Annotated in this window: 30 protein-coding genes, 1 tRNA gene and 1 riboswitch; of the genes, 15 read left to right on the forward strand and 16 right to left on the reverse strand. The window is 71.1% G+C overall.

Annotated elements, in window-relative coordinates; all coding sequences use genetic code 11:
• Window positions 1-13 precede the first annotated feature (13 nt).
• The 3 genes from cysS to ACYVKF_RS11610 all read left to right on the forward strand — a co-directional run bounded on the left by cysS (window position 14) and on the right by ACYVKF_RS11610 (window position 3,122).
• Window positions 14-1,471 (forward strand): cysteine--tRNA ligase, encoded by a 1,458-nt coding sequence (cysS, locus tag ACYVKF_RS11600; protein WP_056916382.1) that lies wholly within the window; start codon window positions 14-16, stop codon window positions 1,469-1,471.
• Window positions 1,471-2,469 (forward strand): 23S rRNA (guanosine(2251)-2'-O)-methyltransferase RlmB, encoded by a 999-nt coding sequence (gene rlmB / locus ACYVKF_RS11605; RefSeq protein ID WP_056919665.1) that lies wholly within the window; start codon window positions 1,471-1,473, stop codon window positions 2,467-2,469. The genes cysS and rlmB overlap by 1 nt, the downstream gene beginning before the upstream one ends.
• Window positions 2,470-2,567: 98 nt before the next feature.
• A complete protein-coding gene (locus ACYVKF_RS11610; protein WP_157598503.1) occupies window positions 2,568-3,122 on the forward strand; it encodes a hypothetical protein in 555 nt (184 codons plus the stop codon).
• A 48-nt stretch (window positions 3,123-3,170) separates the two neighbouring features.
• Here ACYVKF_RS11610 and ACYVKF_RS11615 read toward each other — a convergent pair whose 3' ends face one another.
• The 4 genes from ACYVKF_RS11615 to ACYVKF_RS11630 form a co-directional block, all read right to left on the reverse strand.
• Window positions 3,171-3,824 carry an RDD family protein gene (locus tag ACYVKF_RS11615; protein WP_460966505.1) on the reverse strand — a complete coding sequence of 218 codons (654 nt, stop codon included), beginning with the start codon at window positions 3,822-3,824 and terminating at the stop codon, window positions 3,171-3,173.
• Window positions 3,825-3,881: 57 nt separating this feature from the next.
• Entirely contained in the window at window positions 3,882-4,466 is a 585-nt protein-coding gene (locus tag ACYVKF_RS11620; RefSeq protein WP_460966506.1) for an RDD family protein, read from the reverse strand.
• A 137-nt stretch (window positions 4,467-4,603) separates the two neighbouring features.
• The gene (locus ACYVKF_RS11625; RefSeq protein WP_056916387.1) at window positions 4,604-5,854 is read right to left on the reverse strand and encodes a DUF4032 domain-containing protein; all 1,251 of its coding nucleotides are present in this window, start codon (window positions 5,852-5,854) and stop codon (window positions 4,604-4,606) included.
• Between the two features lie 141 nt (window positions 5,855-5,995).
• Window positions 5,996-7,105, reverse strand: coding sequence for an ABC transporter ATP-binding protein (locus tag ACYVKF_RS11630; RefSeq protein ID WP_056916388.1), 1,110 nt, complete (start codon window positions 7,103-7,105; stop codon window positions 5,996-5,998).
• A gap of 339 nt (window positions 7,106-7,444) precedes the next feature.
• Here ACYVKF_RS11630 and ACYVKF_RS11635 point away from each other — a divergent pair, with 339 nt between their 5' ends.
• Window positions 7,445-8,458, forward strand: coding sequence for a LacI family DNA-binding transcriptional regulator (locus tag ACYVKF_RS11635; RefSeq protein ID WP_056916389.1), 1,014 nt, complete (start codon window positions 7,445-7,447; stop codon window positions 8,456-8,458).
• Here the strand turns inward: ACYVKF_RS11635 and otsB are convergent.
• Window positions 8,455-9,234 (reverse strand): trehalose-phosphatase, encoded by a 780-nt coding sequence (gene otsB / locus ACYVKF_RS11640; RefSeq protein ID WP_460966507.1) that lies wholly within the window; start codon window positions 9,232-9,234, stop codon window positions 8,455-8,457. The genes ACYVKF_RS11635 and otsB overlap by 4 nt on opposite strands.
• Complete coding sequence (locus ACYVKF_RS11645; RefSeq protein WP_056916391.1) at window positions 9,231-10,658, reverse strand: alpha,alpha-trehalose-phosphate synthase (UDP-forming); 1,428 nt, start codon at window positions 10,656-10,658, stop codon at window positions 9,231-9,233. Before ACYVKF_RS11645 ends, otsB begins: the two co-directional genes overlap by 4 nt.
• A 155-nt stretch (window positions 10,659-10,813) precedes the next feature.
• Between ACYVKF_RS11645 and ACYVKF_RS11650 the strand changes: the two genes are divergently transcribed.
• The 4 genes from ACYVKF_RS11650 (at window position 10,814) to ACYVKF_RS11665 (ending at window position 15,550) form a co-directional block, all read left to right on the forward strand.
• Window positions 10,814-11,242: a CBS domain-containing protein gene (locus ACYVKF_RS11650; RefSeq protein ID WP_056916392.1), complete on the forward strand. Its 429-nt coding sequence runs from the start codon at window positions 10,814-10,816 to the stop codon at window positions 11,240-11,242.
• A gap of 41 nt (window positions 11,243-11,283) precedes the next feature.
• Window positions 11,284-12,984: a serine/threonine-protein kinase gene (locus tag ACYVKF_RS11655; RefSeq protein ID WP_460966508.1), complete on the forward strand. Its 1,701-nt coding sequence runs from the start codon at window positions 11,284-11,286 to the stop codon at window positions 12,982-12,984.
• The gene (locus tag ACYVKF_RS11660; RefSeq protein WP_157598504.1) at window positions 12,936-14,483 is read left to right on the forward strand and encodes a threonine/serine exporter family protein; all 1,548 of its coding nucleotides are present in this window, start codon (window positions 12,936-12,938) and stop codon (window positions 14,481-14,483) included. Before ACYVKF_RS11655 ends, ACYVKF_RS11660 begins: the two co-directional genes overlap by 49 nt.
• Before the next feature lie 217 nt (window positions 14,484-14,700).
• Window positions 14,701-14,794, forward strand: a riboswitch (cyclic di-AMP (ydaO/yuaA leader).
• Window positions 14,795-14,824: 30 nt separating this feature from the next.
• On the forward strand, window positions 14,825-15,550 hold the full coding sequence (locus ACYVKF_RS11665; RefSeq protein ID WP_056916395.1) for a transglycosylase family protein: 726 nt from the start codon (window positions 14,825-14,827) through the stop codon (window positions 15,548-15,550).
• Window positions 15,551-15,631: 81 nt separating this feature from the next.
• On the opposite strand, the gene aqpZ is transcribed toward ACYVKF_RS11665, so the two are convergent.
• On the reverse strand, window positions 15,632-16,426 hold the full coding sequence (gene aqpZ, locus ACYVKF_RS11670; RefSeq protein ID WP_460966509.1) for an aquaporin Z: 795 nt from the start codon (window positions 16,424-16,426) through the stop codon (window positions 15,632-15,634).
• Between aqpZ and ACYVKF_RS11675 the strand changes: the two genes are divergently transcribed.
• Window positions 16,425-16,574, forward strand: a complete 150-nt coding sequence (locus ACYVKF_RS11675; protein WP_157598505.1) for a hypothetical protein — start codon at window positions 16,425-16,427, stop codon at window positions 16,572-16,574. The two genes, aqpZ and ACYVKF_RS11675, sit on opposite strands and share 2 nt — an antisense overlap.
• A gap of 29 nt (window positions 16,575-16,603) precedes the next feature.
• On the opposite strand, the gene ACYVKF_RS11680 is transcribed toward ACYVKF_RS11675, so the two are convergent.
• Window positions 16,604-16,777, reverse strand: coding sequence for a hypothetical protein (locus tag ACYVKF_RS11680; RefSeq protein WP_157581468.1), 174 nt, complete (start codon window positions 16,775-16,777; stop codon window positions 16,604-16,606).
• Window positions 16,778-16,983: 206 nt separating this feature from the next.
• On the opposite strand from ACYVKF_RS11680, the gene ACYVKF_RS11685 reads away from it, so the two are divergent.
• Window positions 16,984-17,056, forward strand: a tRNA-Thr gene (locus tag ACYVKF_RS11685).
• 82 nt (window positions 17,057-17,138) lie between these two features.
• On the opposite strand, the gene ACYVKF_RS11690 is transcribed toward ACYVKF_RS11685, so the two are convergent.
• Together ACYVKF_RS11690 and ACYVKF_RS11695 are read right to left on the reverse strand one after the other, a co-directional pair.
• Window positions 17,139-17,693: a helix-turn-helix domain-containing protein gene (locus ACYVKF_RS11690; protein ID WP_460966510.1), complete on the reverse strand. Its 555-nt coding sequence runs from the start codon at window positions 17,691-17,693 to the stop codon at window positions 17,139-17,141.
• A 279-nt stretch (window positions 17,694-17,972) separates the two neighbouring features.
• Window positions 17,973-18,248: a hypothetical protein gene (locus tag ACYVKF_RS11695; protein ID WP_460966511.1), complete on the reverse strand. Its 276-nt coding sequence runs from the start codon at window positions 18,246-18,248 to the stop codon at window positions 17,973-17,975.
• A 142-nt stretch (window positions 18,249-18,390) separates the two neighbouring features.
• Here ACYVKF_RS11695 and ACYVKF_RS11700 point away from each other — a divergent pair, with 142 nt between their 5' ends.
• On the forward strand, window positions 18,391-18,627 hold the full coding sequence (locus ACYVKF_RS11700) for an aldo/keto reductase (RefSeq protein WP_460966512.1): 237 nt from the start codon (window positions 18,391-18,393) through the stop codon (window positions 18,625-18,627).
• A 24-nt stretch (window positions 18,628-18,651) separates the two neighbouring features.
• Here the strand turns inward: ACYVKF_RS11700 and ACYVKF_RS11705 are convergent, their stop codons facing one another.
• Window positions 18,652-19,242, reverse strand: a complete 591-nt coding sequence (locus ACYVKF_RS11705) for a TetR/AcrR family transcriptional regulator (protein ID WP_460966513.1) — start codon at window positions 19,240-19,242, stop codon at window positions 18,652-18,654.
• Between the two features lie 57 nt (window positions 19,243-19,299).
• Between ACYVKF_RS11705 and ACYVKF_RS11710 the strand changes: the two genes are divergently transcribed.
• Complete coding sequence (locus ACYVKF_RS11710; protein WP_460966514.1) at window positions 19,300-19,791, forward strand: FBP domain-containing protein; 492 nt, start codon at window positions 19,300-19,302, stop codon at window positions 19,789-19,791.
• Window positions 19,792-19,824: 33 nt separating this feature from the next.
• On the opposite strand, the gene ACYVKF_RS11715 is transcribed toward ACYVKF_RS11710, so the two are convergent.
• The 4 genes from ACYVKF_RS11715 to ACYVKF_RS11730 all read right to left on the reverse strand — a co-directional run bounded on the left by ACYVKF_RS11715 (window position 19,825) and on the right by ACYVKF_RS11730 (window position 22,738).
• The gene (locus tag ACYVKF_RS11715) at window positions 19,825-20,442 is read right to left on the reverse strand and encodes a PAS and ANTAR domain-containing protein (protein ID WP_056916400.1); all 618 of its coding nucleotides are present in this window, start codon (window positions 20,440-20,442) and stop codon (window positions 19,825-19,827) included.
• 151 nt (window positions 20,443-20,593) lie between these two features.
• On the reverse strand, window positions 20,594-21,016 hold the full coding sequence (locus ACYVKF_RS11720; protein ID WP_460966515.1) for a hypothetical protein: 423 nt from the start codon (window positions 21,014-21,016) through the stop codon (window positions 20,594-20,596).
• Window positions 21,017-21,085: 69 nt separating this feature from the next.
• Window positions 21,086-22,465, reverse strand: a complete 1,380-nt coding sequence (locus ACYVKF_RS11725; protein WP_056916402.1) for a DUF4331 domain-containing protein — start codon at window positions 22,463-22,465, stop codon at window positions 21,086-21,088.
• 3 nt (window positions 22,466-22,468) lie between these two features.
• Entirely contained in the window at window positions 22,469-22,738 is a 270-nt protein-coding gene (locus ACYVKF_RS11730) for a hypothetical protein (RefSeq protein WP_056916403.1), read from the reverse strand.
• Between the two features lie 244 nt (window positions 22,739-22,982).
• Between ACYVKF_RS11730 and ACYVKF_RS11735 the strand changes: the two genes are divergently transcribed.
• The 3 genes from ACYVKF_RS11735 (at window position 22,983) to ACYVKF_RS11745 (ending at window position 25,459) form a co-directional block, all read left to right on the forward strand.
• Window positions 22,983-24,593: a glycosyltransferase family 2 protein gene (locus ACYVKF_RS11735; RefSeq protein WP_460966516.1), complete on the forward strand. Its 1,611-nt coding sequence runs from the start codon at window positions 22,983-22,985 to the stop codon at window positions 24,591-24,593.
• A 107-nt stretch (window positions 24,594-24,700) separates the two neighbouring features.
• A complete protein-coding gene (locus ACYVKF_RS11740; protein ID WP_460966517.1) occupies window positions 24,701-24,997 on the forward strand; it encodes a hypothetical protein in 297 nt (98 codons plus the stop codon).
• Between the two features lie 93 nt (window positions 24,998-25,090).
• Window positions 25,091-25,459, forward strand: coding sequence for a VOC family protein (locus tag ACYVKF_RS11745; protein WP_460966518.1), 369 nt, complete (start codon window positions 25,091-25,093; stop codon window positions 25,457-25,459).
• On the opposite strand, the gene ACYVKF_RS11750 is transcribed toward ACYVKF_RS11745, so the two are convergent.
• On the reverse strand, window positions 25,404-26,096 hold the full coding sequence (locus ACYVKF_RS11750; protein WP_460966519.1) for a hypothetical protein: 693 nt from the start codon (window positions 26,094-26,096) through the stop codon (window positions 25,404-25,406). The genes ACYVKF_RS11745 and ACYVKF_RS11750 overlap by 56 nt on opposite strands.
• Window positions 26,097-26,117 lie beyond the last annotated feature (21 nt).

The raw sequence follows: 26,117 nt of genomic DNA on the forward strand, positions 1-26,117 counted from the left end.
TAGCCTTGCGCCCGTGAGTCTTCGCCTGTACGACACCGCCGCGCGCCAGCTGCGCGACTTCACCCCCCTTGTGCCCGGCAAGGTGGGGATCTACATCTGTGGGCTCACGACCCAGAGCCAGCCGCACATCGGGCACGTCCGCTTCGCCGTCGCCTTCGACGTCCTGCGCCGGTGGCTCGAGGGCCGTCATGGCTACGACGTCTCGCTCGTGCGGAACGTCACCGACATCGACGACAAGATCCTCGCCAAGTCGGCCGACGCGGGTGAGGAGTGGTTCGCCCTCTCCTACCGCAACGAGGTCGCCACGGCTGCCGCCCTCGCGTCGCTCGGTGTGCTGCCCCCGACCTACGAGCCGCGCGCGACCGGTCACATCACCGAGATGGTCGAGCTGATGGAGACCCTGGTCGAGAAGGGGCACGCCTACGCTGCCACGGACGGCAGCGGCGACGTCTACTTCGACGTCAAGAGCTTCCCGGAGTACGGCTCGCTGACCCACCAGAAGATCGAGGACATGGAAGCGGCGCAGGACGCCGACCCGCGCGGCAAGCGCGACCCCCGTGACTTCGCGCTCTGGAAGGGACGCAAGGAGTCCGAACCCGCGACCGCCTCGTGGCCCACCCCCTTCGGCGTCGGCCGTCCCGGCTGGCACCTCGAGTGCTCGGCGATGGCGCGCAAGTACCTCGGCGACGCGTTCGACATCCACGGCGGCGGCGTCGACCTGCGCTTCCCGCACCACGAGAACGAGCAGGCGCAGTCGCACGCTGCGGGTCTGGGCTTCGCCAACTTCTGGCTGCACAACGCCTGGGTCACCCTCGGTGGCGAGAAGATGAGCAAGTCGCTCGGCAACAGCCTGGTCGTCTCCGAGGTCACCAAGGTCGCCCGCCCGCTGGCCCTGCGGTACTACCTCACCGCCGCCCACTACCGCTCCACCATCGACTTCTACGAGGGCTCGCTGCGCGAGGCCGAGGCCACGGTCGAGCGCATCGAGGGCTTCCTCACCCGCGCCCTGCGGTCGCTGCCCGACGGGACCTCCACCACGCCCGACCTGGGCGCCGTCCCCGAGGCGTATGCCGCCGCGATGGACGACGACCTCAACGTCAGTGGGGCCCTGGCCGTGGTGCACGACACCGTGCGGGCCGGCAACACCGCGCTCGACGACGGTGACGAGGAGGCGGTCGCAGCAGCGTTCGCCTCGGTCGTCGTCATGACCGACCTGTTGGGCGTCAACCCGCTCGACCCGCAGTGGGGGACCGACACCACGTCGGGCTCCGGCGACGCACAGGGCGCCCTCGACGCCCTCGTGCAGGTGCAGCTCGAGGCCCGCGCCGCGGCCCGGGCCGCCCGCGACTTCGCCACGGCGGACGCGATCCGCGACCAGCTCGGTCTGGCCGGCATCGTCATCGAGGACACCGCGTCGGGAGCGAACTGGTCGCTGGCCCGTCGGGACAACGAAGAGACAGGCAGCATCTGATGGCAGGCAACTCCCAGCGCCGTGGCGCGATCCGCAAGGGCGCGTCGAAGAAGGGGTCGTCGATCGGTTCCGGCGGTCAGCGTCGTCGTGGCCTCGAGGGCAAGGGCCCGACGCCCCGGGCGGAGGACCGCCCCAACCACAAGGCGCACAAGATGGCCAAGGCCGCGGCGAAGAGCGGCGGACCCTCGGGTCCGCGAGGCTCCGGCGGCTCCGGCCAGCGCAGTGGCGGCTCCCGTCGCGGTGGCAAGGCATCCAGCGAGATCGTCGCCGGTCGCAACTCCGTGGTCGAGGCGCTGCGCGCCGACATCCCGGTCACCACGATGTACGTCGCCGGACGGATCGACGCGGACGACCGTGTCCGTGAGGCTCTGAAGATGGCCACCACCAAGGGGATCGCGATCCTCGAGACGCCCCGCGGCGAGCTCGACCGGATCACCGACGGCGCCGTCCACCAGGGCCTCGCCCTCCAGGTGCCGCCCTACGAGTACGCGCACCCGCAGGACTTCATCGACCCGCAGGTGCCCGGCATCCCGCTCGTCGTCGCGCTCGACGGCATCACCGACCCGCGCAACCTCGGCGCGATCATCCGGTCGGTCGCCGCCTTCGGCGGCCACGGTGTCGTGGTCCCCGAGCGTCGCTCGGTGGGCATGACCGCGAGCGCGTGGAAGACCTCGGCCGGCGCCGCTGCGCGCGTCCCGGTCGCGTTGGCCTCCAACCTGACCCGTGCGCTCGAGGAGTACCGCAAGGCGGGCTTCTTCATCCTCGGGCTCGACATGGACGGTGACGTCGAGCTGCCCGGCCTGGCGCTCGCGACCGAGCCGATCGTCATCGTCGTGGGCTCCGAGGGCAAGGGGCTGTCCCGGCTCGTCAGCGAGACCTGCGACCAGATCGTGTCGATCCCCATGTCATCGACGACCGAGTCGCTCAACGCCGGCATCGCCGCCGGGGTGACGCTCTACGAGGTGGCCCGACGGCGCGCGGAGGCCAAGAACGCCTGACGGCGCAAATCCGCCCAAGTCGGGAGGGCGTCCGCTAGCGTTCGCGGCATCGTCGTGTCCAAGGGGGAGCGGCGGCCAGAACGCGAAGGGATCGCACCATGTCTGAGTACGGCACACCTCCGCCGCCTCCGGGACCCGAGGGCGGCAGCTACGGGCAGATGCCCCAGATGGACCCGAGCCAGGCCCCATCCGCGGCGCCGGTCACGCGCCCCCCGGCGATGGACCAGGCCGTCCTGCTCATGAAGGTCGGCGCCGGGCTGAGCCTGCTGGGCCTGCTCCTGTCGCTCTTCATGCGCGACGCCATCCGTCAGGCCGTCGAGAAGTCGAACAACGGCAGCCTGACGGCGTCCCAGGTCGACACCGCCGTCACGGTCGGCACCGCGACCGGGATCGTCTTCGGCCTCGTGGGCGTCGGTCTGTGGCTGTGGATGGCCTCGGCCAACGGCAAGGGGAAGTCCTGGGCGCGCATCGTCGCGACGGTCTTCTTCGCGATCAGCGTCCTCGGCCTGCTCAGCACCCTCGTCCAGGCCGGACCGCTGCTGAGCAAGCTGATCAACGTGGTGTCCGTGCTGCTCGGCGCCTACATCATCGTGCTGCTGTACAAGAAGGAGTCCTCGGAGTTCTACCAGGCCTCCTCGGCGCCGCGGGCCTGACCCGGCTCTCCGCGGCATACGCACAGAGGGCGGTGACCACCCGGGTGGTCACCGCCCTCCGTCGTCGGGCCCCTCTGCTCCGGCGGCCTCTCCGGGCCTCGGCATCCGGACCACGACGGTGCCGATCACCTTGTCGGCGAACGTCTGGCGCTTGTCGTCCCACAGCGGCCACAGGTAGCCGATGTTGGCGCCGAGGCCGTCGAGGGTGTGGCACAGCTCGCGCACGAACGCCATCCCCGCCCCGACGGGCTGGCCCGTGCGTTCCTCCACGAGGCGCAGACCCAGGGCCGTCTTGCCCAGGCTCTGACCCGTGCGGCCCTGCCGGAACGTCCGGTTCCAGAGCTGGATCGCCAGCACCGCCACGAGGCCGAGCAGGGCCAGCACGCCGCCGAGGACCATCAGGCCCGTGTCGACCTGGCTGGTCGTCTGTGTGGCGGGGTCGAAGACCGACTCGGTCCTCGCAACACCCGCCGAGAAGGACACCACGCCGGCGACGCACAGCAGCAGCCCCGAGAGCGCCACCAGGCTGTCGATGAGGGAGGCGGCCACCCGGCTGCCCCAGTCGGCGAGCGGCCCCCACGGCCCGTCGACCCCGGGTGCCGTCAGTGCGGCATACCTGGCCATCCCGTATGGCGCGGGCCAGCCCCGGCCCACCAGCCCGCCACGGCGCTCGGGGTGCGGTGGCTGTGCCTGGTCGGTCATCGAGGTCCCCTCGGGATGGTGCGCGGCCGCCGTCGAACCGTCGCCGACGGGCTCACGCTACTGGGGAAGGGGCTCGCCCACCGGCGGGACGAGCGCCGTTCCGGGAGCCCCGACGGGCGCGGCGTGCGCGACGACGGTCCCGACGATCTTGTCGGCGAAGGTCTGCTTCCGGCTGTCCCAGAGGGGCCAGAGGTAGCCGAGGTAGAAGAGGCCGTCGACGATGTGGACGATGTCGCGGACGAAGGCGGTGCCTGCGCCGACGGGCGTGCCGGTCTGGGCGCTGACGAGGTAGAGCTTGAGCGCGGACTTGCCCAGGCTCTGGCCGGTACGTCCCTGCAGGATGAAGCGGTTCCAGATCACGGCCACCAGTCCGAGCACGGAGCCCAGGAGCATCAGGCCGCTCGCCAGCAGCAGGGTGGGCAGGTCCACGCCGGCGTAGTCGGCGGGGTCGCCGCCGAGGATCCGCGCGCCAGGTGCCGCGTCGAGGAGCACGACCAGCCCGACGTAGTACGGGATGTGGGCCGCGGCGACCACGAGGGCGTCGATCAGGCTGGCGGCGACGCGGCGCCACCAGCCGGCCATCGGCACCCACTGTCCCGACATCGTGCCGCCCGACGTCGAGAAGGCCTGGTGCTCGGTCATGTCCGTCCCCCTGTGCGCGTACCGTTCCGGCCGCGCTCCCCGCGGGCCGCCGGAAAGGTACCGCCGCGCGAGCAGGCCAAGGGGCGGATTCGCGAACACCCTGTCCGGACGGGGGAGGGCCGGTGGGGCGGCGACGACTACCGGTCGTCGAACATGGCGACGACCGGCATCTCGACCGTGTCGACGCCGACCACGGTGGCTTCGTCGGGCTTGCTGGGCAGGACGTGGGCGACGTAGTCGCGGATCGCGTCCTCGATGGGCATGTCGTGCCCGGCGCGTTCCGACATGTACCAACGATGTTCGAGCACCTCGTGGAAGAGCTCGGCCGGCTCCAGCTTGGCCGCCATGTCGCGGGGCACGGTCCGGGTGATCGGCTCGTAGATCTTGGCCAGCCAGTCGTGCGCCACGATCTCCTCGTCGTCGTTCTGTCGGTCGGTGCCGGCGCGGTAGGAGTCGAGGTCGTTGAGCAGGCGACGGGCCTGGTTCTCCTCGACGTCGAGGCCGGTGAGGCGCAGCAGCCGGCGGGAGTGGTGCCCGGCGTCGACGACCTTGGGCTGGATCTGGATCGTCGTGCCGTCGAAGTCGGTGGAGATGGCGAGCTCGTCGACGTCGAAGCCGAGCTCGTTGAGCCGCCGGATGCGCTCGTCGACGCGCCAGCGGTCGCCGCGCTCGAAGCGCTCCAGGCCGGTGAGCTCGTCCCACAGCTCGGTGTAGCGGGTGACGATCCGGTTGGAGGTGTCGACGGCGTCGGTGCCGGCCTCGAGGAAGCCGCCCGCCTCGAGGTCCATCAGCTCACCGGCGATGTTGACCCGGGCGATGTCGAGGTCGTGCTCGCGCTGGCCGTCCGTGAGCGACTGGTGCAGCTCGCCGGTCTCGGCGTCCACGAGGTAGGCCGCGAAGGCGCCGGCGTCGCGCCGGAACAGCGTGTTGGAGAGGGACACGTCGCCCCACCAGAACCCGCTGAGGTGCAGGCGCACGAGCAGCACCGCGAGCGCGTCGATGAGACGGGTGGAGGTGCCCTCGCGCAGGGACTGGCTGAACAGCGCGCGGTAGGGCAGCGAGAACTGCAGGTGCTGGGTGATCAGGCAGGCGTCGAGGGGGTTGCCGTCGCGGTCGGTGCGCCCGCTGACGACCCCGAAGGGCTCGACGCAGGGGACCTCGATCTTGTTGAGGACGCGCAGCATCTGGTACTCGCGGACGGCGATGTCGGCCTTGATCTCCTTGACCGCCAGGACCCGGCCGGAGAGCTTGACGAAGCGCACGACGTGCCGCGAGATGCCGCGGGGCAGGGCTGCGAGGTACTCCTCCGGCCAGGTCTCGAGCGGGAGCTCCCACGGGAGGTCGAGCAGGGCCGGGTCGGGCCGGGATGCGGTGATGTTCAGGGCCACGGGTCCATGCTCCCACTCTGGTCGTCGGTGCGGGTGGGCTGCTCACCGAGCAGGCCGGGCAACCAGCGCACCGGGGCCGGACAGCCGTGTGGCCGGCCCCCTCGCGGGAGCCGGCCACAGGCCTTGCAGATGGTGCTGCGGTCAGTCGCCGAGGCGCAGACCGGACTGGGCGTCGAAGAGGTGCACGTGACCCGTCTTCGGGGCCAGGTAGACCGTCTCGCCCTTGGCCGGGGGACGACGACCGTCGACGCGCGCGATGAACGGCTTCTCGGGTGCGTCGCTGTCCTCCTCGTCCACGTGCTGGGTGGCCTTGGTCGAGCCGTAGATGTACGCGTCGGCGCCGAGCTCCTCGACGACGTCGACCGTCACGGCGATGCCGTGGCCGTCGGTGCGCAGCTCGAGGTCCTCGGGACGGACACCGAGCGTCAGGCCCTTGCCCGAGGCGCCCGCGAGGCGGTCGCGCTCGACGGCGACGGTCGAGTCACCCACGAGGACACCGCCGTCGGTGGACTCGACCTCGAGCAGGTTCATGGCGGGGGAGCCGATGAAGCCGGCGACGAAGACGTTGTTCGGGTGGTCGTACATGCGGCGCGGGCTGTCGCACTGCTGCAGGATGCCGTCCTTGAGGACCGCGACGCGGTCACCCATCGTCATGGCCTCGACCTGGTCGTGGGTGACGTAGACGGTGGTGACGCCGAGGCGTCGCTGCAGCGAGGCGATCTGGGTGCGCGTCTGGACGCGGAGCTTGGCGTCGAGGTTCGACAGCGGCTCGTCCATGAGGAACACCTGGGGGGAGCGCACGATCGCGCGACCCATGGCGACGCGCTGGCGCTGGCCACCGGAGAGGGCCTTCGGCTTGCGCTCGAGGTACGGCGTGAGGTCGAGGATCTTGGCAGCCTCCTCGACGCGCTTGCGGATCTCGCCCTTGTCGACGCCGGCGATCTTGAGCGCGAAGCCCATGTTGTCGGCGACCGTCATGTGCGGGTAGAGCGCGTAGTTCTGGAAGACCATGGCGACGTCGCGGTCCTTGGGGGACAGGTTGGTGACGTCGCGGTCACCGATCCAGATCTTGCCGGCGTTGACCTCTTCGAGGCCGGCGAGCATGCGCAGGGAGGTGGACTTGCCACAGCCGGACGGGCCGACGAGGACGAGGAACTCGCCATCCTCGATGTCGATGTTGAGCTTGTCGACAGAGGGCTTGTCGTTGCCGGGGTAGAGGCGGGTGGCCTCGTCGAACTTCACAGTTGCCATGGGCGTCTTTGCCTTTCCTTCACCGGCAGGAACGTGCCGGACGATCCGTTGTAAAGGTGGAACACCGGCGACATCGGTGTCGTCGGTGGGGTCAGTCTGTCCCAGCCGGCGCGGTTTGACCACCTCCCATCCGCAGGATGGAAACGTTTGCGCACCCGCGCTCACGCACGAGGTCGGGACAAACCCGGGCCAACCGCCCGTGCGTCGTGAAACTTCTTGCACGTACCTGATCGGTCACGCTGCAAGTTCTTGCTAGATTGCGCCCTGTCCGGCACCTGCGGCGACGCCCCCTGGCACACCCGGGGCGCGCGCGGAGCACACACCAAGGGGAGGGGATCGGTGAAGGCGAGACTGGCCGACATCGCGGTCCACGCCGACGTGAGCGAGGCGACCGTCAGCCGCGTGCTCAACGGCAAGCCCGGCGTCGCCGACTCCACCCGCGAGGCCGTGCTGCACTCTCTCGACGTGCTCGGGTACGACCGGCCGTCCCGGCTGCGGCGCAAGTCCGCGGACCTCGTCGGCCTCATCGTCCCGGAGCTGACCAACCCGATCTTCCCGGCGTTCGCGCAGATCATCGAGACGGCGCTCGCCCGGCACCAGTTCACCCCCGTGCTGTGCACGCAGACCCCCGGTGGGGTGCACGAGGACGAGTACGTGCAGATGCTCCTCGACCGCGGCGTCGCCGGCATCATCTACGTCTCCGGGCAGCACGCCGACGTCACCGAGGACACCGACCGCTACGCCACGCTGCGTGAGCGCGGCCTGCCGATCGTCCTGGTCAACGGGTACCAGCAGGGCATCGACGCCCCCTTCATCTCCAACGACGACATCGCGTCCATGGAGCTCGCACTCACCCACCTGGTCCAGCTGGGCCACACCCGCATCGGGCTCGCGATCGGCCCGGACCGGTTCGTCCCCGTCATCCGCAAGATCGCCGGATTCCGCTCCTCGATGCACACGCTACTCGGCCGCGACGACGTCGAGGACCTCATCGAGCGCACCATGTTCTCGGTCGAGGGCGGCGACACGGCCGGGGCCCGGCTGCTCGACAAGGGCTGCACCGCCGTGGTCTGCGGCTCGGACCTCATGGCGCTCGGGGCGATCCGCGCGGCGCGTCGGGCGGGGCTTCGGGTGCCCGAGGACTTCTCCGTCGTCGGCTACGACGACTCGCCGCTCATCGCCTTCACCGACCCGCCGCTGACAACCGTGCGCCAGAGCGTGCAGCCGATGGCCGAGGCTGCCGTGCGGGCCCTGCTCGACGAGATCCGCGGCGAGCCCACGCCGCGGGCCGAGTACGTCTTCCGTCCCGAGCTCGTCGTGCGCGCGTCGACGGGTGCCGCGCCCCGGCGCTAGTCCTCGCGGAGCGACCGGAGCAGCGACAGGGCCTCGGCGGCGTCCTGCGGCCCCGTCACCCGGAACCGCGCCGCCGTCTCGCCGTCGCCGACCTTGACCGTGAGGTCGTCGGCGCCCAGGGCCGTGAACGCGTGCTCGTCGGTCACGTCGTCACCGAAGTAGGCGACGCGGCTCGCACCCACCGAGTCGCGCAGCGCGACCAGCGCGGTGCCCTTGTCGGCCTGCAGGACGCTCATCTCCACCACCTGCTTGCCGTGCAGGACGTGCAGCCCCGTATGCCGCGCGGCCACGTCGAGCGCGGCCTGCTCGGCCTCGGCGGCCGGCCCCTCCTCCATGCGACGGGTGTGCAGGACGACGGCGGTCGGCTTGTGCTCGAGGTAGACGCCCTCGGGCAGCCCGCTGCAGAGCTCCTCGAGCTCCTGCGTCAGGTCGGCCAGGTGCGCGCGCTGCTCGTCGTCCAGGGCCGCCCCACCGTGGTCGTCGCCCTCGGCTGCGCTGGACTCGCCACCGTGGCTGCCGATCCGGGTCACGGCGCTGCCGTCGAGCCCGGTGAGCCCGGTGAGAGTGGCCAGGTCGCGGCCGGACACCACCGCGGCATACGTGTCGGGGAGGGCGGCGAGCGCCTGCAGGTCCTCGATCGTGCCCGGGAGCGGGGCGGAGGTGGAGGGGTCGAGCACGAGGGGGGCTAGCACCCCGTCGAAGTCCGTGGCCACGAGCACCCGGCCGGCCGCGGCGAACCGCGCCGCGGCCTCGCGGTAGTCGGCAGGGAGCGTCACGAGCCACCCTTCTCGGGAGCGTGGGCGAGGTTGTCGAGGAAGCGGGCGGCCCACCGCTGCACGTCGTGGTCGGCGACCCGCCGGCGCATGGCGCGCATGAGGCGCCGCTTGTCCTTGTCAGGGGTCTCGATGGCCCGCATGATCGTCTGCTTGAGGCCCTCGATGTCGTGGGGGTTGACGACGAACGCCTGGTGCAGCTCGTGGAACGCGCCGGTGAACTCCGACAGGACGAGCGCGCCGCCGTCGTCGTAGCGGCAGGTGACGTACTCCTTGGCCACGAGGTTCATGCCGTCCCGCAGCGGCGTCACGAGCAGGACGTCGGCGGCGAGGTAGAGGGCGGCCATCTCCTGGCGCGGGTAGGAGTGGTGCAGGTACTGCACCGCGGGGGCGCCGATGTCGCTGAACTCGCCGTTGAGCCGGCCGACCTCGCCCTCGATCTCGTTGCGCAGGTCGCGGTAGGCGTCGACGCGCTCGCGGCTGGGGGTCGCCACCTGGACGAACATCTGCTTCGGCGGGGCGACCCTGCCCTCCTCGAGCAGCTCGCCGTACGCCTTGATGCGGTGGCCGATGCCCTTGGTGTAGTCGAGCCGGTCCACCCCGAGGATCAGCGTCTCGGGATCGCCGAGGGACTTGCGGATCTCGGCAGCACGGGCCTTGGTCTCGGGCTGCTTGGCGAGCGCCTCCAGCCCCGCGAAGTCGATCGAGATCGGCACCGCGCTGGCGCGGACCCGGCGTGCCCCTTCGGACCGAGACTCCGAGACCGTGTCGCCCTTGGTGGGCAGGCTCAGGAGCTGGCGGCAGGCGCGGATGAAGTTCTGGGCGTCGGCGACGCGCTGGAACCCCAGGTAGTCGGCGCCGAGCAGCCCCTCGAGGATGGCGCGGCGCCACGGGAGCTGGGCGAACAGCTCGACGGGCGGGAAGGGGATGTGGTTGAACCAGCCGATCCGGACGTCGGGCCGCATCTCGCGGACCATGGCCGGCACGAGCTGCAGCTGGTAGTCGTGCACCCAGACGGTGGCGCCCTTGGCGGCGACGTCGCAGACGGCCTCGGCGAAACGGCGGTTCACGGCCTCGTAGGCGCCGAACCAGAAGCGGTGGAACGTCGCCGACACGATGACGTCGTGGTAGATCGGCCACAGGGTGTCGTTGCTGAATCCCTCGTAGTAGTGAGCGACCTCGTCCTCGGAGAGCGCCACGGGACGCAGGTACATGTCGTCCTCGACGAACGGCTCGGGTGCGTCACCAGCCTCGCCGGCCCACCCCACCCAGGCGCCTTCACGGCCGCGCATCACCGACTCCATGGCGGTGACGAGCCCGCCGGGGCTGGTCCTCCACGACTCGGTGCCATCGGCGTCGACGACACGGTCGACGGGCAGGCGGTTGGCGGCGATCACGAGGTCGAACTTTGTGGCTGTGCGGGGCACTGGTTCATCAACTCCGGGGTTCTGATTCGACCCCAACCCTATGTCCGGCCGCAGGCGGGCGCCCCTTGCCGGATCGAGGGCCTCGGTGTCGGCGCCGCGGGCGGTGCCCTGAATCTCCCCTAGCGAGGACCTGCCCTGCGGTCTAACGTCTGACCATGAAGATCTCGGATGTGGTGCGTCGCAAGGGTGACCAGGTCGTGACCGTCCGACCGGACGAGACGGTCGAGAGACTCCTCGAGCTGCTCGAGGAGCACCGGATCGGTGCCGTGGTCGTCTCCACGGACCAGTCCACCGTCGACGGGATCGTCAGCGAGCGCGACATCGTCCGCCACCTGCACCGCAGGGGCGCCGCCGTGCTCGCCCTGCCCATCTCGGAGATCATGACGGCCGAGGTGACGACGTGCCTGCCCGAAGCGGCCATCGAGGAGCTCGCCCGCACGATGACCGACCTGCGCATCCGGCACGTGCCGGTCGTCGTGGACGGACGGCTGCAGGCGATCGTCAGCATCGGCGACATCGTCAAGCACCGGATCGACGAGCTCCAGACCGAGCGTGACCAGCTCGTCGGGTACATCCAGCAGTAGCCCTACCCGATTCCGCCGGTGGCCTCCCTTACCGTAGGAGGATGCGGACCGAGGCCATCGAGGGGAGCGACGGCGGCGACGGGACCAGTGCGCCCGACGGGCCGCGGATCGGGCCGTACCGCCTGATCCAGCAGATCGGCGAGGGCGGCATGGGTGTCGTCCACCTCGCGCTGGACCCCCATGGCCGCGCCGTCGCGCTCAAGCTGCTGCGCCCGCACATCGCCCACGACAAGGACGCGCGCACCCGGCTGGCCCGGGAGGTGGACGTGCTCGGGCGGATCCGCGACCCGCGCGTCGCGGCGGTCATCGACGCCGACCTCGATGGCGACCGCCCCTACCTCGTGACCCGGTACGTGCCCGGGCCCGCGCTCGACGACGTCGTCAAGGAGCACGGCCCGATCACCGGTGGCCCGCTCCTCTCGCTGGGCCGCGGCCTCGCCGAGGCGCTCGACGCGATCCACTCCGCCGACGTCATCCACCGTGACCTCAAGCCCGGGAACGTCCTGCTGCTCGACGGCGACCCGGTGCTCATCGACTTCGGGATCGCCCACGTCGCCGACGACGTGCGGATCACCATGACCGGCCTGGTCATGGGCACCCCCGGCTACCTGTCGCCCGAGGTGGTCGAGGGCGCGCCGGTCACCGAGGCGACGGACTGGTGGGGCTGGGCGGCGACCCTCGCCTTCGCCGCCAGCGGTGCCCCGCCCTTCGGCCGCGGACCGATGGACGTCGTGCTCAGCCGGGTCAGCCGCGGGGAGGCCGACCTCACCGGCGTCGACCCCCGACTCGCCCCGCTGCTGCGCGCCGCCCTCTCGCCCGAGCCACGCCAGCGCCCGGACGCCGACGAGGTGGTCCAGGCGCTCGAGCGCTACGCCGAGGGGAAGCCGGTGACGACCGCCCTCAGCGCACCCCCGCGCCATACGCAGGTGCTGGAGCAGCGACCCACGGCACGGTGGGACCGACCCGCGGTCGCCGACCGGCGACCCGTGGGTCCGGTCGCCCTCCCCGTGGACCGCGACGACCGTGGCGACGAGTGGGACGGTGGCGCCGGCGTCGTCGGCTTCGACGAGCCGTCGCCCGAGGACGAGCCGTCGGACTGGCAGGCGGCGTGGGAGGGGGACGCGGGCGAGCCCGACCCCCGCATCGGCCGGGCCGGGCGGACCGGCACCCTGGTCGCCCTGCTGGCCCTGTTCGTCACCGGTGCCGCGGCGTTCCCGGTCGTGGCCGCGGTCGTCGCCGTCCTGTGGTCCTGGGCGGCGCGGACGGCCGACCGTTCGGTGACCTCGCTGGTGCTGCGGCGGCACAACCGTGGGCGACGTCGGTCCGACGTCCCGTTCGCGGTCGCGGCGAGCCCGTGGCACCTCGTGATCGGCCTGGTGGCGACCGTCGTGAGCGCCTTGCTGCCGCTGGTCGTGGGTGTGTGCGCGGTGTTCAGCGCCGCGCTCGCGATCGTCGCCGTGACCGGCGGACAACCCGAACCGGACCGGTCCGCGCCCGTCGCCGTCGGTGCGGTCGTCGCCGGGCTGATGGCGTGGTGGGGACCCGGTGGCGCGGGCCTGCGGCGCGGTTCGCGCAGCATCGTCCGTGGCACCAGTCCCGGACCGCGGGCGACCCGGGTCGTCGTGGCCCTGCTCCTGCTCGGGGCGGCCGGCCTCGTCGTCTGGAGCCTGCAGCAGGGCGGCACCGTGCAGTGGTGGCCGACCCAGCAGCCCTCCGTGGTCGTGCCGGGCGTGAACCGCTGATGGCGACCGGCGTCAACCCTCCGCCCGCCCTGCCGCCTCGTCGGCCGCTCAAGCGACCGGCCCTGCGGCAGAGCCGGATCTGGCGCGGTGAGGAGATCACCGACACGCTGCCGATGGTCGACTCGCTGCGGCACACGCCCTACCGCAACGCCCGCGTCAGGCAGGCCGCCGCCGAGGAACGCGAGGCGCGGGCGTCCCTGGACCTCGCGCTGCGGGTGGGTGAGCTCATGCTGCGGTGCGGCGCGGGGGCGCCCCAGGTGGAGTCGTCGGTCATCGCCGTCGCCGCGGCCGCCGGACTCGACAACCTCGAGGTCGACATCACGCTGCAGTCCCTGCTCGTGCAGTGCACGTCCTCCTCGGGGACGCCCATCACCATGCTGCGCGTCGTCCGCTCCGCGACCCGCGACTTCGACCGCCTCACCGCGGTGCACGAGTTCGTCGAGAACCTCGTCGCCGGCAGCTACGACCTCGAGGCTGCGGCAGCCCGGCTGCGCGAGATCCGCCGGGCGCCGCGGTTCTGGCCGCGCTGGGCGGTGCGGGGCTCGCTCGGCGTCCTCTCGGCCGCCATCGCCCTCATGCTCGGGGCGGGCATCGTCGCGTCCCTCGTCGCCGGGGGCTCGGCCCTGCTCGTCGGGTATGCCGCCCGGGCCACGGGACGCCGCGGGCTCCCCGACTTCTACCAGTGCGCCATCGGCGGGTTCCTCGCGACCGCGATCGCCTGGGGTGCGTTCAGCATGGGGGCCAACGGCTGGATCCCGGTGTCCTCGGAGGAGTTCGCGTTCATCGTGGCCGGCGGGATCACCGTGCTGCTGCCGGGACGGACCGTCGCGTCGGCGTTCGAGGATGCCATCTCCGGCTACTCGGTGACCGGCGCGGGCCGGATGTTCGGGGTGTTCCTCACGACGGCCGGGATCATCCTCGGGGTCGCGACGGGGCTGTCCGTGACGCTGGCGCTGACCTCGACCTTCGACCTCCAGCTCGTCTCGCCCTCCGTCATGGCGACGCGCGCCCTGAGCGCACCGGTGGCCCTGGCCGTCGTGGGAGCGTTCGTGGTCGGCATGTCGGGGGCGGTGTCGCTGCGCAGTCGCCGCAACCTCGTCGTGCCTGCCGGTGCGCTGTCGGCCCTCGGGGTCGCAGTGTCCCTCGGCGTGGACCGGCTCGACGCCCTCGGCCAGCTCGCCGCCGCCGGTGTCGCGGCCACCGTGCTCGGGTTCGCCGGCAGGCTCATCGCGCTGCGGATGGGGGCGCCGGCCATGGTGCTGGCCGTCCCGGCGTCCTACGGCCTGCTGCCCGGTCTGGCCATCTTCCGGGGCCTCTACGAGATGGTGAACGGGTCCTCGGCGAACGCGGGCTCGCTGTCGATGCAGGGCGGCATCACGACGCTGCTCGGCGCCATGGCCGTCCTGCTGGCGATCGCAGCCGGCAGCGTCCTCGGGGAGTTCGTGGCCGCACCCTTCGACCGCCGCATGGTGCAGAAGCGGCGCGTACGACGGCGCTGACGAGTTCCGGCCCGGCACAAAAGGGACGAATGCGCCATACGTTCTTCGGTTCGTTTTTCGTGGACCGGCTTGTGGCCCGGGGGCCAGCGCCTTACCTTTGACCAGCGCATTCGCGCCGACAACTGCACACCACCGCATTCCCAATCCAATGCCCACCCGCAGCGCCGAGCCTCGTCAGGCGGGTGGTTCACCGGAACAGCTCCGGGCACGACGAGGACGGGGGACCCAACGCGACCGCTCCGGCGGTCTTGGGGTGAAGCCGGCTCACGCCGGCCGGGCACCTGACAGCCCGAGCCCGACAGCTCACCTCGCAGGCGCCGGTCAGGAAGGACCCCCCTGCAATGTTCTATGCCCCGAAGCACTCTGCCCGGAAGCCCCAGCCGGTCCGTCGTCGCCTCGCCGGCGTCGCCGTCGCCGGTGCCGCCACCATCGCCGGTGGCATGGCCACCGCCACCTCGGCCTCCGCGGCCACCGTCTGGGACCGCGTCGCCGCCTGTGAGAGCGGTGGCAACTGGGCCATCAACACCGGCAACGGTTACTACGGTGGGCTGCAGTTCTCCCCGAGCACCTGGGACGCCTACGGCGGCGAGCGGTACGCCAACAACGCGCACCAGGCCTCCAAGGCCGAGCAGATCTCGGTCGCCAAGAAGGTGCTGGCCGCCCAGGGCCCCGGCGCCTGGCCGACCTGTGGTGCCCGTGCCGGCCTGACCCGGGCCAACGGGGGCGCAGCCAGCACCGGCTCGACCAGCACGAGCCGCGCCTCGCGCTCCACGGTCCGCAAGGCCCCCGCCAAGCAGTCCTCCCACGCCAAGCTCGTCGTCGACGGCGTGCGCGGCCCGAAGACCGACCGCGCCATCGAGCGCTGGGTCGGCGGTTCGGTCAACGCCTCGATCTCGCACTCGGACGTCAAGAAGCTGCAGCGCAAGGTCGGCTCCACGCCGGACGGTGCCATCGGCCCGAAGACCATCCGCGCCCTGCAATCCAAGATCGGCGCCAAGAAGAACGGCTCCCGCAACCTCGACCACGCGACGGTCAGGAGCCTGCAGGCGTACCTCAACCGCCACTGACGCACCCAGCACGCGCACGTCGAGATGGGCCTGTCCGGAATTCCGGACGGGCCCATCTCGACGTGGTGGACGGCGCTGCGGTCAGCTCCGCGCGGCGTCGGCCATCGCGGCGGGCGCGGTCCGCGCTGCGAACAGCCGGCGGTACACCAGCGCTGCCACGGCGGCACCGGCCAGTGGTGCCGCGATGAACAGCCAGACCTGACCGAGCGCATCGGCACCGGAGAACAGGGCCGGGGCGATCGACCGGGCCGGGTTGACGGAGGTGTTGGTCACCGGGATCGAGACGAGGTGGATCACCGTCAGCGTCAGCCCGATCGCCAGCGGTGCGAAGCCCTTGGGGGCGGCGGAGTCGGTGACACCGAGGATGACGACGACGAACACCGCGGTGAGGACCAGCTCGGTGACCAGGGCGGCGGTCAGGCTGTAGCCCTGGGGTGAGTGGGCGCCATACCCGTTGGTGGCGAAGCCGGTCGTCACGTCGAAGCCGGGTCGACCCGAGGCGATGGCGTAGAGGATCCCGGCGCCGGCCACGGCACCGGCCAGCTGGGAGGCCACGTACGTGGGCAGGTCGCGCCAGCCGAGCCGGCCGGCGAGGGCCAGACCGAGGCTGACCGCAGGGTTGAAGTGGCCCCCGGAGATGTGGCCCAGGCCGTAGGCCATGGTCGTGACGGCCACGCCGAACGCCAGGGCGACACCGAGGTAGCCGACGCTGACGAAGAGCTGTGAGCCGTCGGCCTGAGCCATGGAGGTCGCGGTCAGGACGGCGGTGCCGCAGCCCGCGAGGACGAGCCAGAGCGTTCCGGTGAACTCGGCGGCTGCGCGGCGGCCCAGTCCGTACTCCTCGGGGGAGTGGCTGGCCTTCGACGGTGTCGACATGGTGGTTTCCTTCCTGCAGAAGTGCTGTCACCACTTCGTCGTGCTCCGGGAGGAAATCGGCACGCCCCGACGCCACATTGCTCATGTGAAGCGCATCACCACGGTGCCGACGGTCGCGTATGGCGTCCGCGATGTCGACCGTCGGTGAGGTGCTGGGGTCTTGGCGGCTACGCCCGCCTACCGGCGGCGGCGCACCTTGTCACCGGCGCTCACGAGGGTGCGCGACACGCGCGAGGAGCCTCGACGCTGTTCGATGGCAGTACCGATCCGGCCCAGCAGCCAGCCGATGACGGGCAGTGCCACGCTCGCGAGCAGCCACATCCGGAGGCGACGGGTGAACAGGACCCACATGTGAACAGACCTTTCGTCGAGTGAGGTGGTGACCCGGACCGGACCAACCCCTCCGTCGACCCTAAGCGCCGTCTCGCTACGGCGCTGGTCGGCGGCGGTCGGCTCTGCTCGGCGGGGAGGCGGGTGGTCTGGGTACAGGCCTTTGGGACACGCGGACGGGCGTCGGTAGCATCGTCGCGGTCCACCGCACCCGGGTGCGCGGGCATGCCGGCGTGGCGCAATTGGTAGCGCACCTGTCTTGTAAACAGGGGGTTGAGGGTTCGAGTCCCTTCGCCGGCTCTCAGGCCTTAGGTCTCTGACCTGCATCGGAGCAAGTTGACCCCGACGGCGTGGCGCATGCTTGGGGCCGATCCTGCACCAATCACCTCACGCTTCTGGCCGCGGAAGCCGCCGGAGCGCCGCGGCCGCGGCGCTGCACGCCGGCTTCGTCGAGGGCCCGGCGGATCGCGGTATGGGTGCGATCGGTGAGCTCGGCCAGCTCGCGCAGGGACCAGCCTGTCTGGTACCCGCGGGCGACGAACTCGAGCAGGGCGGCGCGCTGCTCCGGTGTCTGGCGAACTGTTGCGGTGCCGCGGAACTGGGGGGAGCGGCTCGAGGACCGGGCGGCCGGGGGAGGGCATGCCCCGGGAGGCGACCTCGCGGTCACATACGGGCGACCGCCACTGCTCCGGCGGTCGCCCCGGACCTCGTCCGGCAGCCCGGGAACGTCACCAGGTCTGCTGTTCCCCTGAGGGGGTCCAGCCCTGACGGTACGCCGCTGCAGCTGCCAGCGATAGGGCGGCGCCGACCCCGGGCAGGGGACACGGGGCCGGCGCCTGTCGAGAAGGGTCCGACTGGGGGTGCACCCTGCTCCACGATCGCGAGAGTACGCCCGCGGCCATGCTCTATGTCGCGGATCCGACGATCGTTCCCGCACGGCTAGGCGTCTAGTGTCACTCAGCGAGCGGCCGGTTCCTCAGCGAGCGCGGCCTTCATGAGTGCGGCATCGCGGCGGAAGCGGTAGAGGCAGCGGCAGCGACGTCAACTTCCTCCCAGCCTGGTGCTGGGTAACGGCGCAGGATCCACAGGATGCCGGCCTCGAGCTCGTCGGCGGGTCAGGTGCTCGTCCTGGGTGGCACGACCGGCACAGCGACGTACATCTGCACAACCTGGCCCACGGATGACCCGTGGCCGACGACCCTGCGGGGACGCTGACCTAGTTGTCGGACTCACGGATCGGGAAGCCGTCGTGGTCGACGTTGTAGAGCATCCGCAGGTGCATCTCGATGACGCAGATCTCATCGGCCACATCGAACACCACGGCGCGTTCGTCCGCCTGATCGAGCAGGTCTGCGGTGGCGCGGATGCGAGCCACCACCGCTTCGATTTCGGGTCGTGTCACCTTGCGCGCTCCTGGGTTGTACATCAGGGCCCGATCCACCCGGGTCGGCGTGGCGTCGGCCCGTACGGCTGTGGATCGGTCGCTGTGCATCAGACGACCATATGCGGCTACCTCCCACGCACCGCCCCACATCACCGTTCCCGGACAACAGGCTTTCAACAGGACAACTCGAACGTGTGAACCAAGCCATCAACCGACCTCGCAGGGAGGCCCTCATGCCCCTGGTGCGCAGGTGAACACCAAGGGCGCCAGCGTCGGTCAGGTCGCCCTGGCCTGGCTCCTCGCCCAGAAGCCGTGGGTCGTCCCCATCCCCGGCACCCGCCGGCTGGAACGACTGGACGAGAACCTGGCAGCGACGGGCATCGAGCTGAGCGCCGACGACCTGTCCGAGCTGGACGACGCGTCCGCCAGCGTGCGGGTCCGGGGAGATCGCCACCCCGAGGCCATGCAGCGGATGGCCGACCGCTGAGGGTGCGCTGCCGAACGGCCCCGGTCAGGATCGCGCAGGGGTGGTGCCGGTCGTGGGCCACGTCCGCAACGCGTGGTCCAGCGCGTCGACCGCCCGGGCGAACGACGTGTCCACGTCCCGTGGGTGGTGGCTGAACCCGCCCATCGCCTCGAGGCCGAGGAACCCGTAGATCGTGGACAGCACGAGCCGTCCGGCGTCGGTCTCGTCGGGGTCGGTCAGGCCGTATCCGCGCAGCACGGCCCGCATGAGCTGGCCGTGCCGCGGACCGGCGCTGGTCGATGCCATGGCGGGGTCGAGCTCGTGCTGCATGGCGGTGTAGCGACCGGGATGGTCGAGGGCGTACCGGCGGTAGGTCGTGGCGAACGCCAGCAGCGCGTCCTTGCCGGAGCGCCCGGCCACGGCGTCGGCGAGGAGGTCGGCCAGCTCCGCCAGCGCCAGGACCGTCACGCGCGCCCGCAGCTGCGCCAGGCCGCGCACGTGGGCGTACAGGCTCGCGTCCTTGACGCCCAGGCCTCGGGCCAGGGCCGCCAGCGTGATCCCCTCGAACCCGACCTCGTCGGCGAGGTCGGCAGCGGCAACCGTGAGCCGCTCGACCGTGACCCCTGCTCGCGCCATGATCCCTCCAAACCTAGGGGCCCTAGTTTATGACCTATACTTCATAGTATGCAGCCGGTGACCGAGACCGACATCAGGGCGTCATTCGTCAACTCCACGAAGGGCGAGGCCAAGCGCCTCGTCCTGCCGAAGGACCTGGCCGACCAGCCGTGGCACGACCTCGACTTCCTGGGCTGGCGCGACCCCGCCGCGCCGCAGCGAGCGTATGTCGTGACGTCCGTCGGTGGGTCGGTCACCGGTGTCGCCCTGCGGCTCGCCGACTCGTCCGCGGGCCAGCGACGACGCAACATGTGCGCGGTCTGCCTCACCACGCACGCCGGCGACGGGGTCTCGTTGATGACGGCCCGCAAGGCGGGTAGGTCTGGGCAGCAGGGGAACTCGGTGGGCACCTACCTGTGCAGCGACCTCGCCTGCTCCGCCTACGTCCGTGGCCTGCGCAGTGCTGGCCCGGGCGCGCGCCTCCAGGAGTCGTTGTCCGTCGAGGACCTCGTGGAACGCATGATGGGCCGCCTCCGGGCCTTCATCGAGAGCGTCACCCGCGACACCTGACCGATCGAGGCCCGGGCCCACACCGCCTGAGCCTCAGGGGTGCAGGACCTCGTCCAGGTGCGCGACGATGCCCGCCATCCGCGCGCTCCCCGTGCCGGTGTCGCGTCGGGTGTCCTTGAGCCGGTCCACGATCGCGGTGGCGATGGCGTGCGGCGTCACCTCGTGGCGGCTCGCGTGGGCGCGCAACAGGTCGGCGGCCCCCGCGTCGTCCACGTTGTAGGCCAGCATCAGGGCCCCCTTGGCCTGCTCGACCGTGGAGTGGTGGGTCGTCGAGGCTGCGACGGCATCGCGGCCGATCTGGCGTGCCGGCTCCGTGATGTCGACGACGAACCCGCTGAGCCGGGTCACCGCCCCGCCGACCGCTTCGCTCTCACCGACGAAGACCAGCCGCCGTTGGTGCCCTGACGCGTCCTTCATCCGGTACGAGCAGCTGTACGGCCCCTCGTGCTCGAGGTGGTGCTGGAAGCGGCTGATCATGACGACCCGGTCGTCCTTGTGCATGTGGGCGAGGAGGCGGTCGGTGCTGGGCTCCTCCGAGGAGCGCAGGCCGTGCAGCTCCCGCAGGGCTGGGTCCCACGTCCACCGGGCCGTCACGACGTCGTAGTCGAAGGCGAGGGCGGGGAGTGCGACATGGTTGTGGACGAGCGACATCCGGCCTCCGTCAGCGGACCTGCCTGGGTGTGGGCGGGCCGCTTCTTGACTCCCTGCGAAGGTAGTCCTCGTCACCGGTGCCCGCAAGGCCCCGCAGACCCGCTGACCTGCGACGATGCGGTTCAACAGAACCCTGCGCGCGCCGTCCCCCCTACGCGTCCCCTGCGGGCTCGGGCCACGACGTGTAGGTGACGACCCCGCCGGTCACCTCCGCGGTCATCACCACCGTGTCGCCGGGTATGGGGACGAGCTCGTAGGTGCCCTGCGTCACCTCGGGGTAGACGAGGGTGTGGGCCGGCCCGTCCGCACCGGGCCGAGCCACCACCCCGACGTGCGGGTGGTGGGCCGCACCGTGGTCGTGGTCGTGGTCGTGGTCGTGGTCGTGGTGAGCGTGGTCGTGCGGGTGGGGGTGGCTGTGGTCCCCGTGCGCACTGGCGGTGGTTCCGGCGGGCCGGATCTCGACCTCGAGTCCCTCGGCCTCCGCGGGCATGGCGACGACGAGTGCGCCGACGTCACCGCCGATGTCGAGCAGGACCGGGCCTTGGCCGGCATACGGGTTCTCGAGGTTCTGCATGGGGACTCCAGGGGTGGAGCCTGCCCGGGCGACAGGAGCCTGTCGCCCGGGCAGGGCTGGGGAGGTGGGTCAGGCCGCCGGCTGGCCGGGCTTGGTCTGGTAGCCACCGGCAGGGTTGCCGAGGTACGGGAACGAGTCGAGGAACGGCAGGTTCGTGTTGCTCGTCCCGTCCGTGAGGGCGCTCGCGGCACCGTCGGGGGTGTAGCTCGGGTCGACCAGCGGGATGGTCGCACCCGCCACCGCCCGCAGCTCGATCGCCACGACGTCGTCGACCAGCCGTCGCCCGTTCGGGAAGCCGGCAGCGTCACCCGCGACCAGGCCGATCGGGTTGGGGTTCTTGGTCGGCGGGATCGCGACGTTGAGTCGCAGCATGTCCGCCTGGGTGGTCCCGGTGAAGTTCTGGAAGCCGGGGACCACTCCCTTCGGGATGCCGGTCAGCAGGATCGCGAGCAGGTCCGCGCGGTCCTTGGTGTACTTCGCGAGATTCGGGAAGACGCCCGGGTAGAGCACCGGCAGCAGCCCGGCGAGCTCGGGCTTCGCGACGTACTGGGCGAAGTCCTTGTCGTCCTTGGGTGCCTTGGCGTTCCACGTGTCCTTCTTGGCCATCGGCGTGATGACCTCGTTGAACAGGGGGTTGCCGAGACGCGACACCTGGTTCCACGAACCGTGCCAGGTGTACTTGCCCTCGTCGTCGTCCCACACCCGCGAACGCTGGCGGCTCGCAGTGGCCCACACCCCGATGACCGACCGCGACGCCATCGGGTCCGTGGGCTTGTCGCGGTACCGGGTCAGGTCGCGGATGGGGACCTGGATGGCGATGCTGTGGACGTTGAGTCCCTGGGTGCCGTTCACCCCCGCCGCAGCCGCGGACGGGATGAGGTGCGCCATCTGGAAGGGGCGCAGGGTGCCCAGGTCGAAGATGCTGCCCAGGTCGACGTGGAAGCCGTCCGAGCGCTGCCCGGCGAACACCTTGCGTCCACCCTGGATCGGGTGCACTGCCTGGTCGGTGAACCGTGCGTAGTTCGGCGTCGAGCGCGGGCCGATGTTGACCGGTGGGCAGGTGAGGTTGCTGGCCAGCAGGCGCGGACGGTCGCCACGCGCGACGCGGGTGACGGAGTAGTACTGCGGGCGGTTCCAGTTGGGGTCGGTGATCGAGCCGATCGGGCCGACGTTGTAGAGGAAGGTGTTCTTGTTGCGCACCTTGGTGGTGAACCGGAACTGGTAGGTGACGTCGGGTCGGGCGTCGCCCCGGTTGCTGACGTGGATCTCGTAGAGGACCTCGTCGCCGAACTCGTAGAAGTTCGGACCCCCCTGCGGGCTCTGGAACGGGATGAAGTTGGCGATCAGCGTGACCGAGTCGGGTCGGTCCGGGCTGACGAAGGCGTAGACGTCGGTGTTGTCGGCGACCGGGTCCTTCGAGACCTCTGGGGCTTCACGGTGAGAGGACATGGGTCACTTCCCTGCTGCTCGGGTCAGGCGGCGGACCAGGTCGGCGTCCTGGATGGTGACCTCGTGCTCGCCGTACATGACGGTGAGCCGGCCGGACCTGGGGTCGTCGACGTACGCGACGAGCCGGGGCCCGGTGGGCGCCGCGGCGGAGCCCGCGGCAGTGACGGTTGCGGGGGCCGCACTGGCTCCCGGGGCTGCTGCAACCGCCGCAGCGGCAGCAGCGGCGCCCGTCCCGGCTGCAGCCAGGAACGTACGCCGTGTGGCATCGGACATGAGGGTCTCCTTTGCTGGGCGCGACTCGCTGGTTGCTGCCGCGCTGGGCGGGTCCTCAGCCCGGGCGAAGGCGTCCGTCACTGGAGTGACCCACCTCACATTCGGAGCGTATCCACGAACGGATGGGTGGGAAATGCGGTCAGGAATTTCTCAGCGCCACGGCGGTACGTTCGTCATGATGTGTCCGGACCTGTCACCTCGCTCCGCACCTGCGCAAGCTCCCGCGTCGGGGGACCTGTGCGCGGTGACCGTGGTCGTGGCGGCGTACAACACCGGCGAAACCCTCCATGAGCTCGTGCGCTCGCTCGACGGCCAGTCCATGCCGCAGGAGCACTTCGAGGTCGTGGTCGTGGACGACGGTTCGACCGACGGCACGGGGGAGGTCCTGGACGCGCTGGCCGCGCAGCGGCCCAACTGGGTCGTGCGCCACATACCCAACTCGGGCTGGCCGGGCACGCCCCGGAACGTAGGCCTGGAGCTTGCCACGGGCGAGTACGTCACGTTCGTCGACCACGACGACTTCCTCGGTCGGGACGGCCTGGCGACGGCCTGTGCCTTCGCTCGGCAGCACCACAGTGACGTCGTGGTCGCCCGCGAGGTGGGCGTGGGGCGCAGCATCGGGCGCTTCATGTTCACGCGCAACGAGCCGGACGCGACGTTCGAGAACTCGCCGATCGTCCGACTCCTCACGCCGCACAAGCTCTACCGGCGAGAGATGTTGCGCGAGAACGGTATTCGCTTCCCGGAGGGCAAGGTCCGGCTGGAGGACCACCTGTTCACGATGGCTGCCTACTTCGCGGCCGAACGGATCTCGATCTACGCCGACCACCCGTTCTACTACTGGACCCGTCGCGAGGGGACCGCGCACGCGTCCTTGGACCTGAAGGACCCGCACGAGTACGTCGAGGTGGCGCTCAACAGGGTGCTCGACCTCGTGGAGGAGCACGTGCCGCCTGGCCCGCGCCGGGACAGGATCAAGGCGCACTGGCTCGAACGGAAGCTGCTGCCCATCGTCGCCCGGGCGCCGATGCTCGAGTACCCGCCGGAGTACAGAGCGGAGATGGTGCGGGCGGCCCGGGCCCTGGTCGACCAGCGGTACCCGCCCGACGCCGACCGGGAGCTGCACTTCTCGGCCCGAGTCCGGGTCCACCTGCTGCGGGCTGGTGCCACCGAGGCGCTCATGGCCCTGGCGCGGACCGAGCAGGGGATCACCACCCGTGCCGTGGCAGAGCAGGTGACCTGGGGTCAGGAGGAGGTCGAGATCGGGCTGCGGGTCGAGCTGCTCCACCGAGACGGCCAGCCGGTGGAGTTCGCGGAGGTGGGCGGGCGCCTGCGCTGGGTGCCGAGGGAGAGCCTGGACGATCCCAGCCTCGACCTCGACGTCACCGACGAGGTCCAGCGTGCGTCGGTCCTGCTGGTCGTGGGGCGCCGCGACGGTGACGACGACTTCGCGGTCACGGTCCCGGGAGGGGTCGTGACGGGGGAGGCAGGCGCCGGTGGCCGGCGAGAGCTGGTCTTCACCGGGGTCGCGCACGTGCCGCTCGACCGGATGCTGCGACTGGCCGGCACCCGGGGTCGGGCTGTCCTCGATGTCCGGACGGAGACCGAGGTGCTGGGGTGGCGCTCCCTGCGAAGGGTCGAGGCCGGGGACGCGGAGGTGTCGGCCATGTCGCCACCTGTCGCCGCGGCGGGGCTCACGGCCTACCGCACCGCCAAGGGGAACCTCAGCCTGCGCCGTGGCGCCCCGGCCAAGGGGGAGGGTGAGCCGAGGTCGCGCGCCTCCTGGGGGCGCCGCGTCGCCCGCAGGGCGGTGCGTGTGGCTCGTTCCGTCCGTCGCGGCTACGGGCGCCGCTGACGCCGGACCTGACCGGTTCGCGTTGACAAGTACGGACAAACCGACTCATGATCATGGGGCTTCAAGCAGTCGGAGCCTTCCATTCGTCGCGAGCAAGGAGGCCGCCGATGACCGATTTCCTGGAGTCGGTGAGACCGGTCGAACCCCTCTCCCTGGCGGTTCCCGTCGCCCAGCGCGGGGGTGTGGAAGAGGTCGTGGGCGAGCCTGACGACGCGGCCACCGAGCCGAGCGTCCGCGAGCTCCTCTCGGAGCTGGCCCACCTCGAGGATCTCCTGCGTGCCGCCGGTCCGGTGGCTGTCGGTGACGACGAGGTCCTGGCGGTGATGGCGCGCGAGCAGGCGATCATCGACGAGCTGCACCGGCGCAACCCCAGCCGCCCCGGTGGGGCCCCGGCGCCTGCGTGACCGTCATCCTCCGCGTCGGGAAAGCGGTCAGGAACTGACCTGTTGTCTTCCTAGGCTGGGGCTGTCGCAGGTTCCCGGACGAGAGGCAGCACCATGGACTTCAAGATCGAGCTCATCCCCATCTCCGTGTCGGACGTCGACCGCGCGAAGGACTTCTACGCCCGGGTCGGCTGGGTCGCCGAGCAGGACGGCTCTCCCCACGAGGACCTGCGCTTCGTCCAGGTCACGCCGCCGGGATCGGCATGCTCCTTCTGCTTCGGCAAGGGGCTCGGGATGCTCCCCGAGGGTCAGGCGCAGTACATCCAGGTCGTCGTCGCGAACGCGGACGACGCTCACGCGTACCTCGTGGAGCGCGAGATCGAGTGCACCCCGGTCGAGGAGCTCGCGTGGGGGCGCTTCGTGAACTTCAGCGACCCCGACCGGAACCGCTGGGTCCTCCAGGAGCTCCCGGTCCGGGGGTGACCGGTCCGGGGGTGACCGGTCCGGGGGTGACCGGGCCGGGGGTGACCGGGCCGGGGGTGACCGACCCGGCACGGCGCGACAGCAGGAGGCCTGCCACCAGGGCCCCCGCAGTCCCCAGGACCTCGTCGCCGAGCGTATCCGTGTAGGCGGTGCCCAGCTCGGTGCCGTGCCGGATGAAGGTCCACCACTCGGCCACCTCCCACGCGATGGCGAGCACCGCGCCCAGCCCGGTCACCAGCAGCGCGCGCGCCCAGGGTTCCGCGATCCGTTGCAGGACAAGCATTCCCAGACCGCCGCAGAGCAGGGCCCAGTTGACGAAGTGGTTCGCGTCGTCCCACCAGTCGACCGAGTCGTAGAGATCCAGGGTGTTGCCGCTGACGTCGATGAGGAACGGCGCCATGACGAGGGCGAAGGCGCCCCACGGAGTCGGCGTGGGCCCTCGGCGGTGGGTCGCCCACCACGCCAGGGGCACGAGCAGCATGAGCACGGGGTAGGCGACCAGGCGCGCGCCGAACGCCTTGCCCTCGAACTGCGCCAGCCCGGTCGCGAAGGTCGCCAGCGCGAGCTGGCCCACCGTGGCCAGGAGCACCAGCGCCGGCACCCACCGGGGGCATCGGCGCCCACGCGTCACGTCCATCCCACGATCATGGGGGACGTC

The organism is Pedococcus soli, assembly GCF_054782575.1.

What these genes read in the sequence shown, in the direction of transcription:
- ACYVKF_RS11610 (WP_157598503.1), top strand. Translation starts at nt 2,568, where the DNA reads ATGTCTGAGTACGGCACACCTCCGCCGCCTCCGGGACCCGAGGGCGGC.
- ACYVKF_RS11740 (WP_460966517.1), top strand. Translation starts at nt 24,701, where the DNA reads ATGACCGATTTCCTGGAGTCGGTGAGACCGGTCGAACCCCTCTCCCTG.
- ACYVKF_RS11630 (WP_056916388.1), bottom strand. Translation starts at nt 7,105, where the DNA reads ATGGCAACTGTGAAGTTCGACGAGGCCACCCGCCTCTACCCCGGCAAC.
- ACYVKF_RS11650 (WP_056916392.1), top strand. Translation starts at nt 10,814, where the DNA reads ATGAAGATCTCGGATGTGGTGCGTCGCAAGGGTGACCAGGTCGTGACC.
- ACYVKF_RS11615 (WP_460966505.1), bottom strand. Translation starts at nt 3,824, where the DNA reads ATGACCGACCAGGCACAGCCACCGCACCCCGAGCGCCGTGGCGGGCTG.
- ACYVKF_RS11680 (WP_157581468.1), bottom strand. Translation starts at nt 16,777, where the DNA reads ATGTGGGTCCTGTTCACCCGTCGCCTCCGGATGTGGCTGCTCGCGAGC.
- ACYVKF_RS11745 (WP_460966518.1), top strand. Translation starts at nt 25,091, where the DNA reads ATGGACTTCAAGATCGAGCTCATCCCCATCTCCGTGTCGGACGTCGAC.
- ACYVKF_RS11730 (WP_056916403.1), bottom strand. Translation starts at nt 22,738, where the DNA reads ATGTCCGATGCCACACGGCGTACGTTCCTGGCTGCAGCCGGGACGGGC.
- rlmB (WP_056919665.1), top strand. Translation starts at nt 1,471, where the DNA reads ATGGCAGGCAACTCCCAGCGCCGTGGCGCGATCCGCAAGGGCGCGTCG.
- ACYVKF_RS11750 (WP_460966519.1), bottom strand. Translation starts at nt 26,096, where the DNA reads ATGGACGTGACGCGTGGGCGCCGATGCCCCCGGTGGGTGCCGGCGCTG.
- ACYVKF_RS11675 (WP_157598505.1), top strand. Translation starts at nt 16,425, where the DNA reads ATGGTGGTTTCCTTCCTGCAGAAGTGCTGTCACCACTTCGTCGTGCTC.
- ACYVKF_RS11715 (WP_056916400.1), bottom strand. Translation starts at nt 20,442, where the DNA reads ATGTCGCTCGTCCACAACCATGTCGCACTCCCCGCCCTCGCCTTCGAC.
- ACYVKF_RS11620 (WP_460966506.1), bottom strand. Translation starts at nt 4,466, where the DNA reads ATGACCGAGCACCAGGCCTTCTCGACGTCGGGCGGCACGATGTCGGGA.
- aqpZ (WP_460966509.1), bottom strand. Translation starts at nt 16,426, where the DNA reads ATGTCGACACCGTCGAAGGCCAGCCACTCCCCCGAGGAGTACGGACTG.
- ACYVKF_RS11655 (WP_460966508.1), top strand. Translation starts at nt 11,284, where the DNA reads ATGCGGACCGAGGCCATCGAGGGGAGCGACGGCGGCGACGGGACCAGT.
- ACYVKF_RS11705 (WP_460966513.1), bottom strand. Translation starts at nt 19,242, where the DNA reads ATGGCGCGAGCAGGGGTCACGGTCGAGCGGCTCACGGTTGCCGCTGCC.
- ACYVKF_RS11725 (WP_056916402.1), bottom strand. Translation starts at nt 22,465, where the DNA reads ATGTCCTCTCACCGTGAAGCCCCAGAGGTCTCGAAGGACCCGGTCGCC.
- ACYVKF_RS11695 (WP_460966511.1), bottom strand. Translation starts at nt 18,248, where the DNA reads ATGCACAGCGACCGATCCACAGCCGTACGGGCCGACGCCACGCCGACC.
- ACYVKF_RS11665 (WP_056916395.1), top strand. Translation starts at nt 14,825, where the DNA reads ATGTTCTATGCCCCGAAGCACTCTGCCCGGAAGCCCCAGCCGGTCCGT.
- ACYVKF_RS11720 (WP_460966515.1), bottom strand. Translation starts at nt 21,016, where the DNA reads ATGCAGAACCTCGAGAACCCGTATGCCGGCCAAGGCCCGGTCCTGCTC.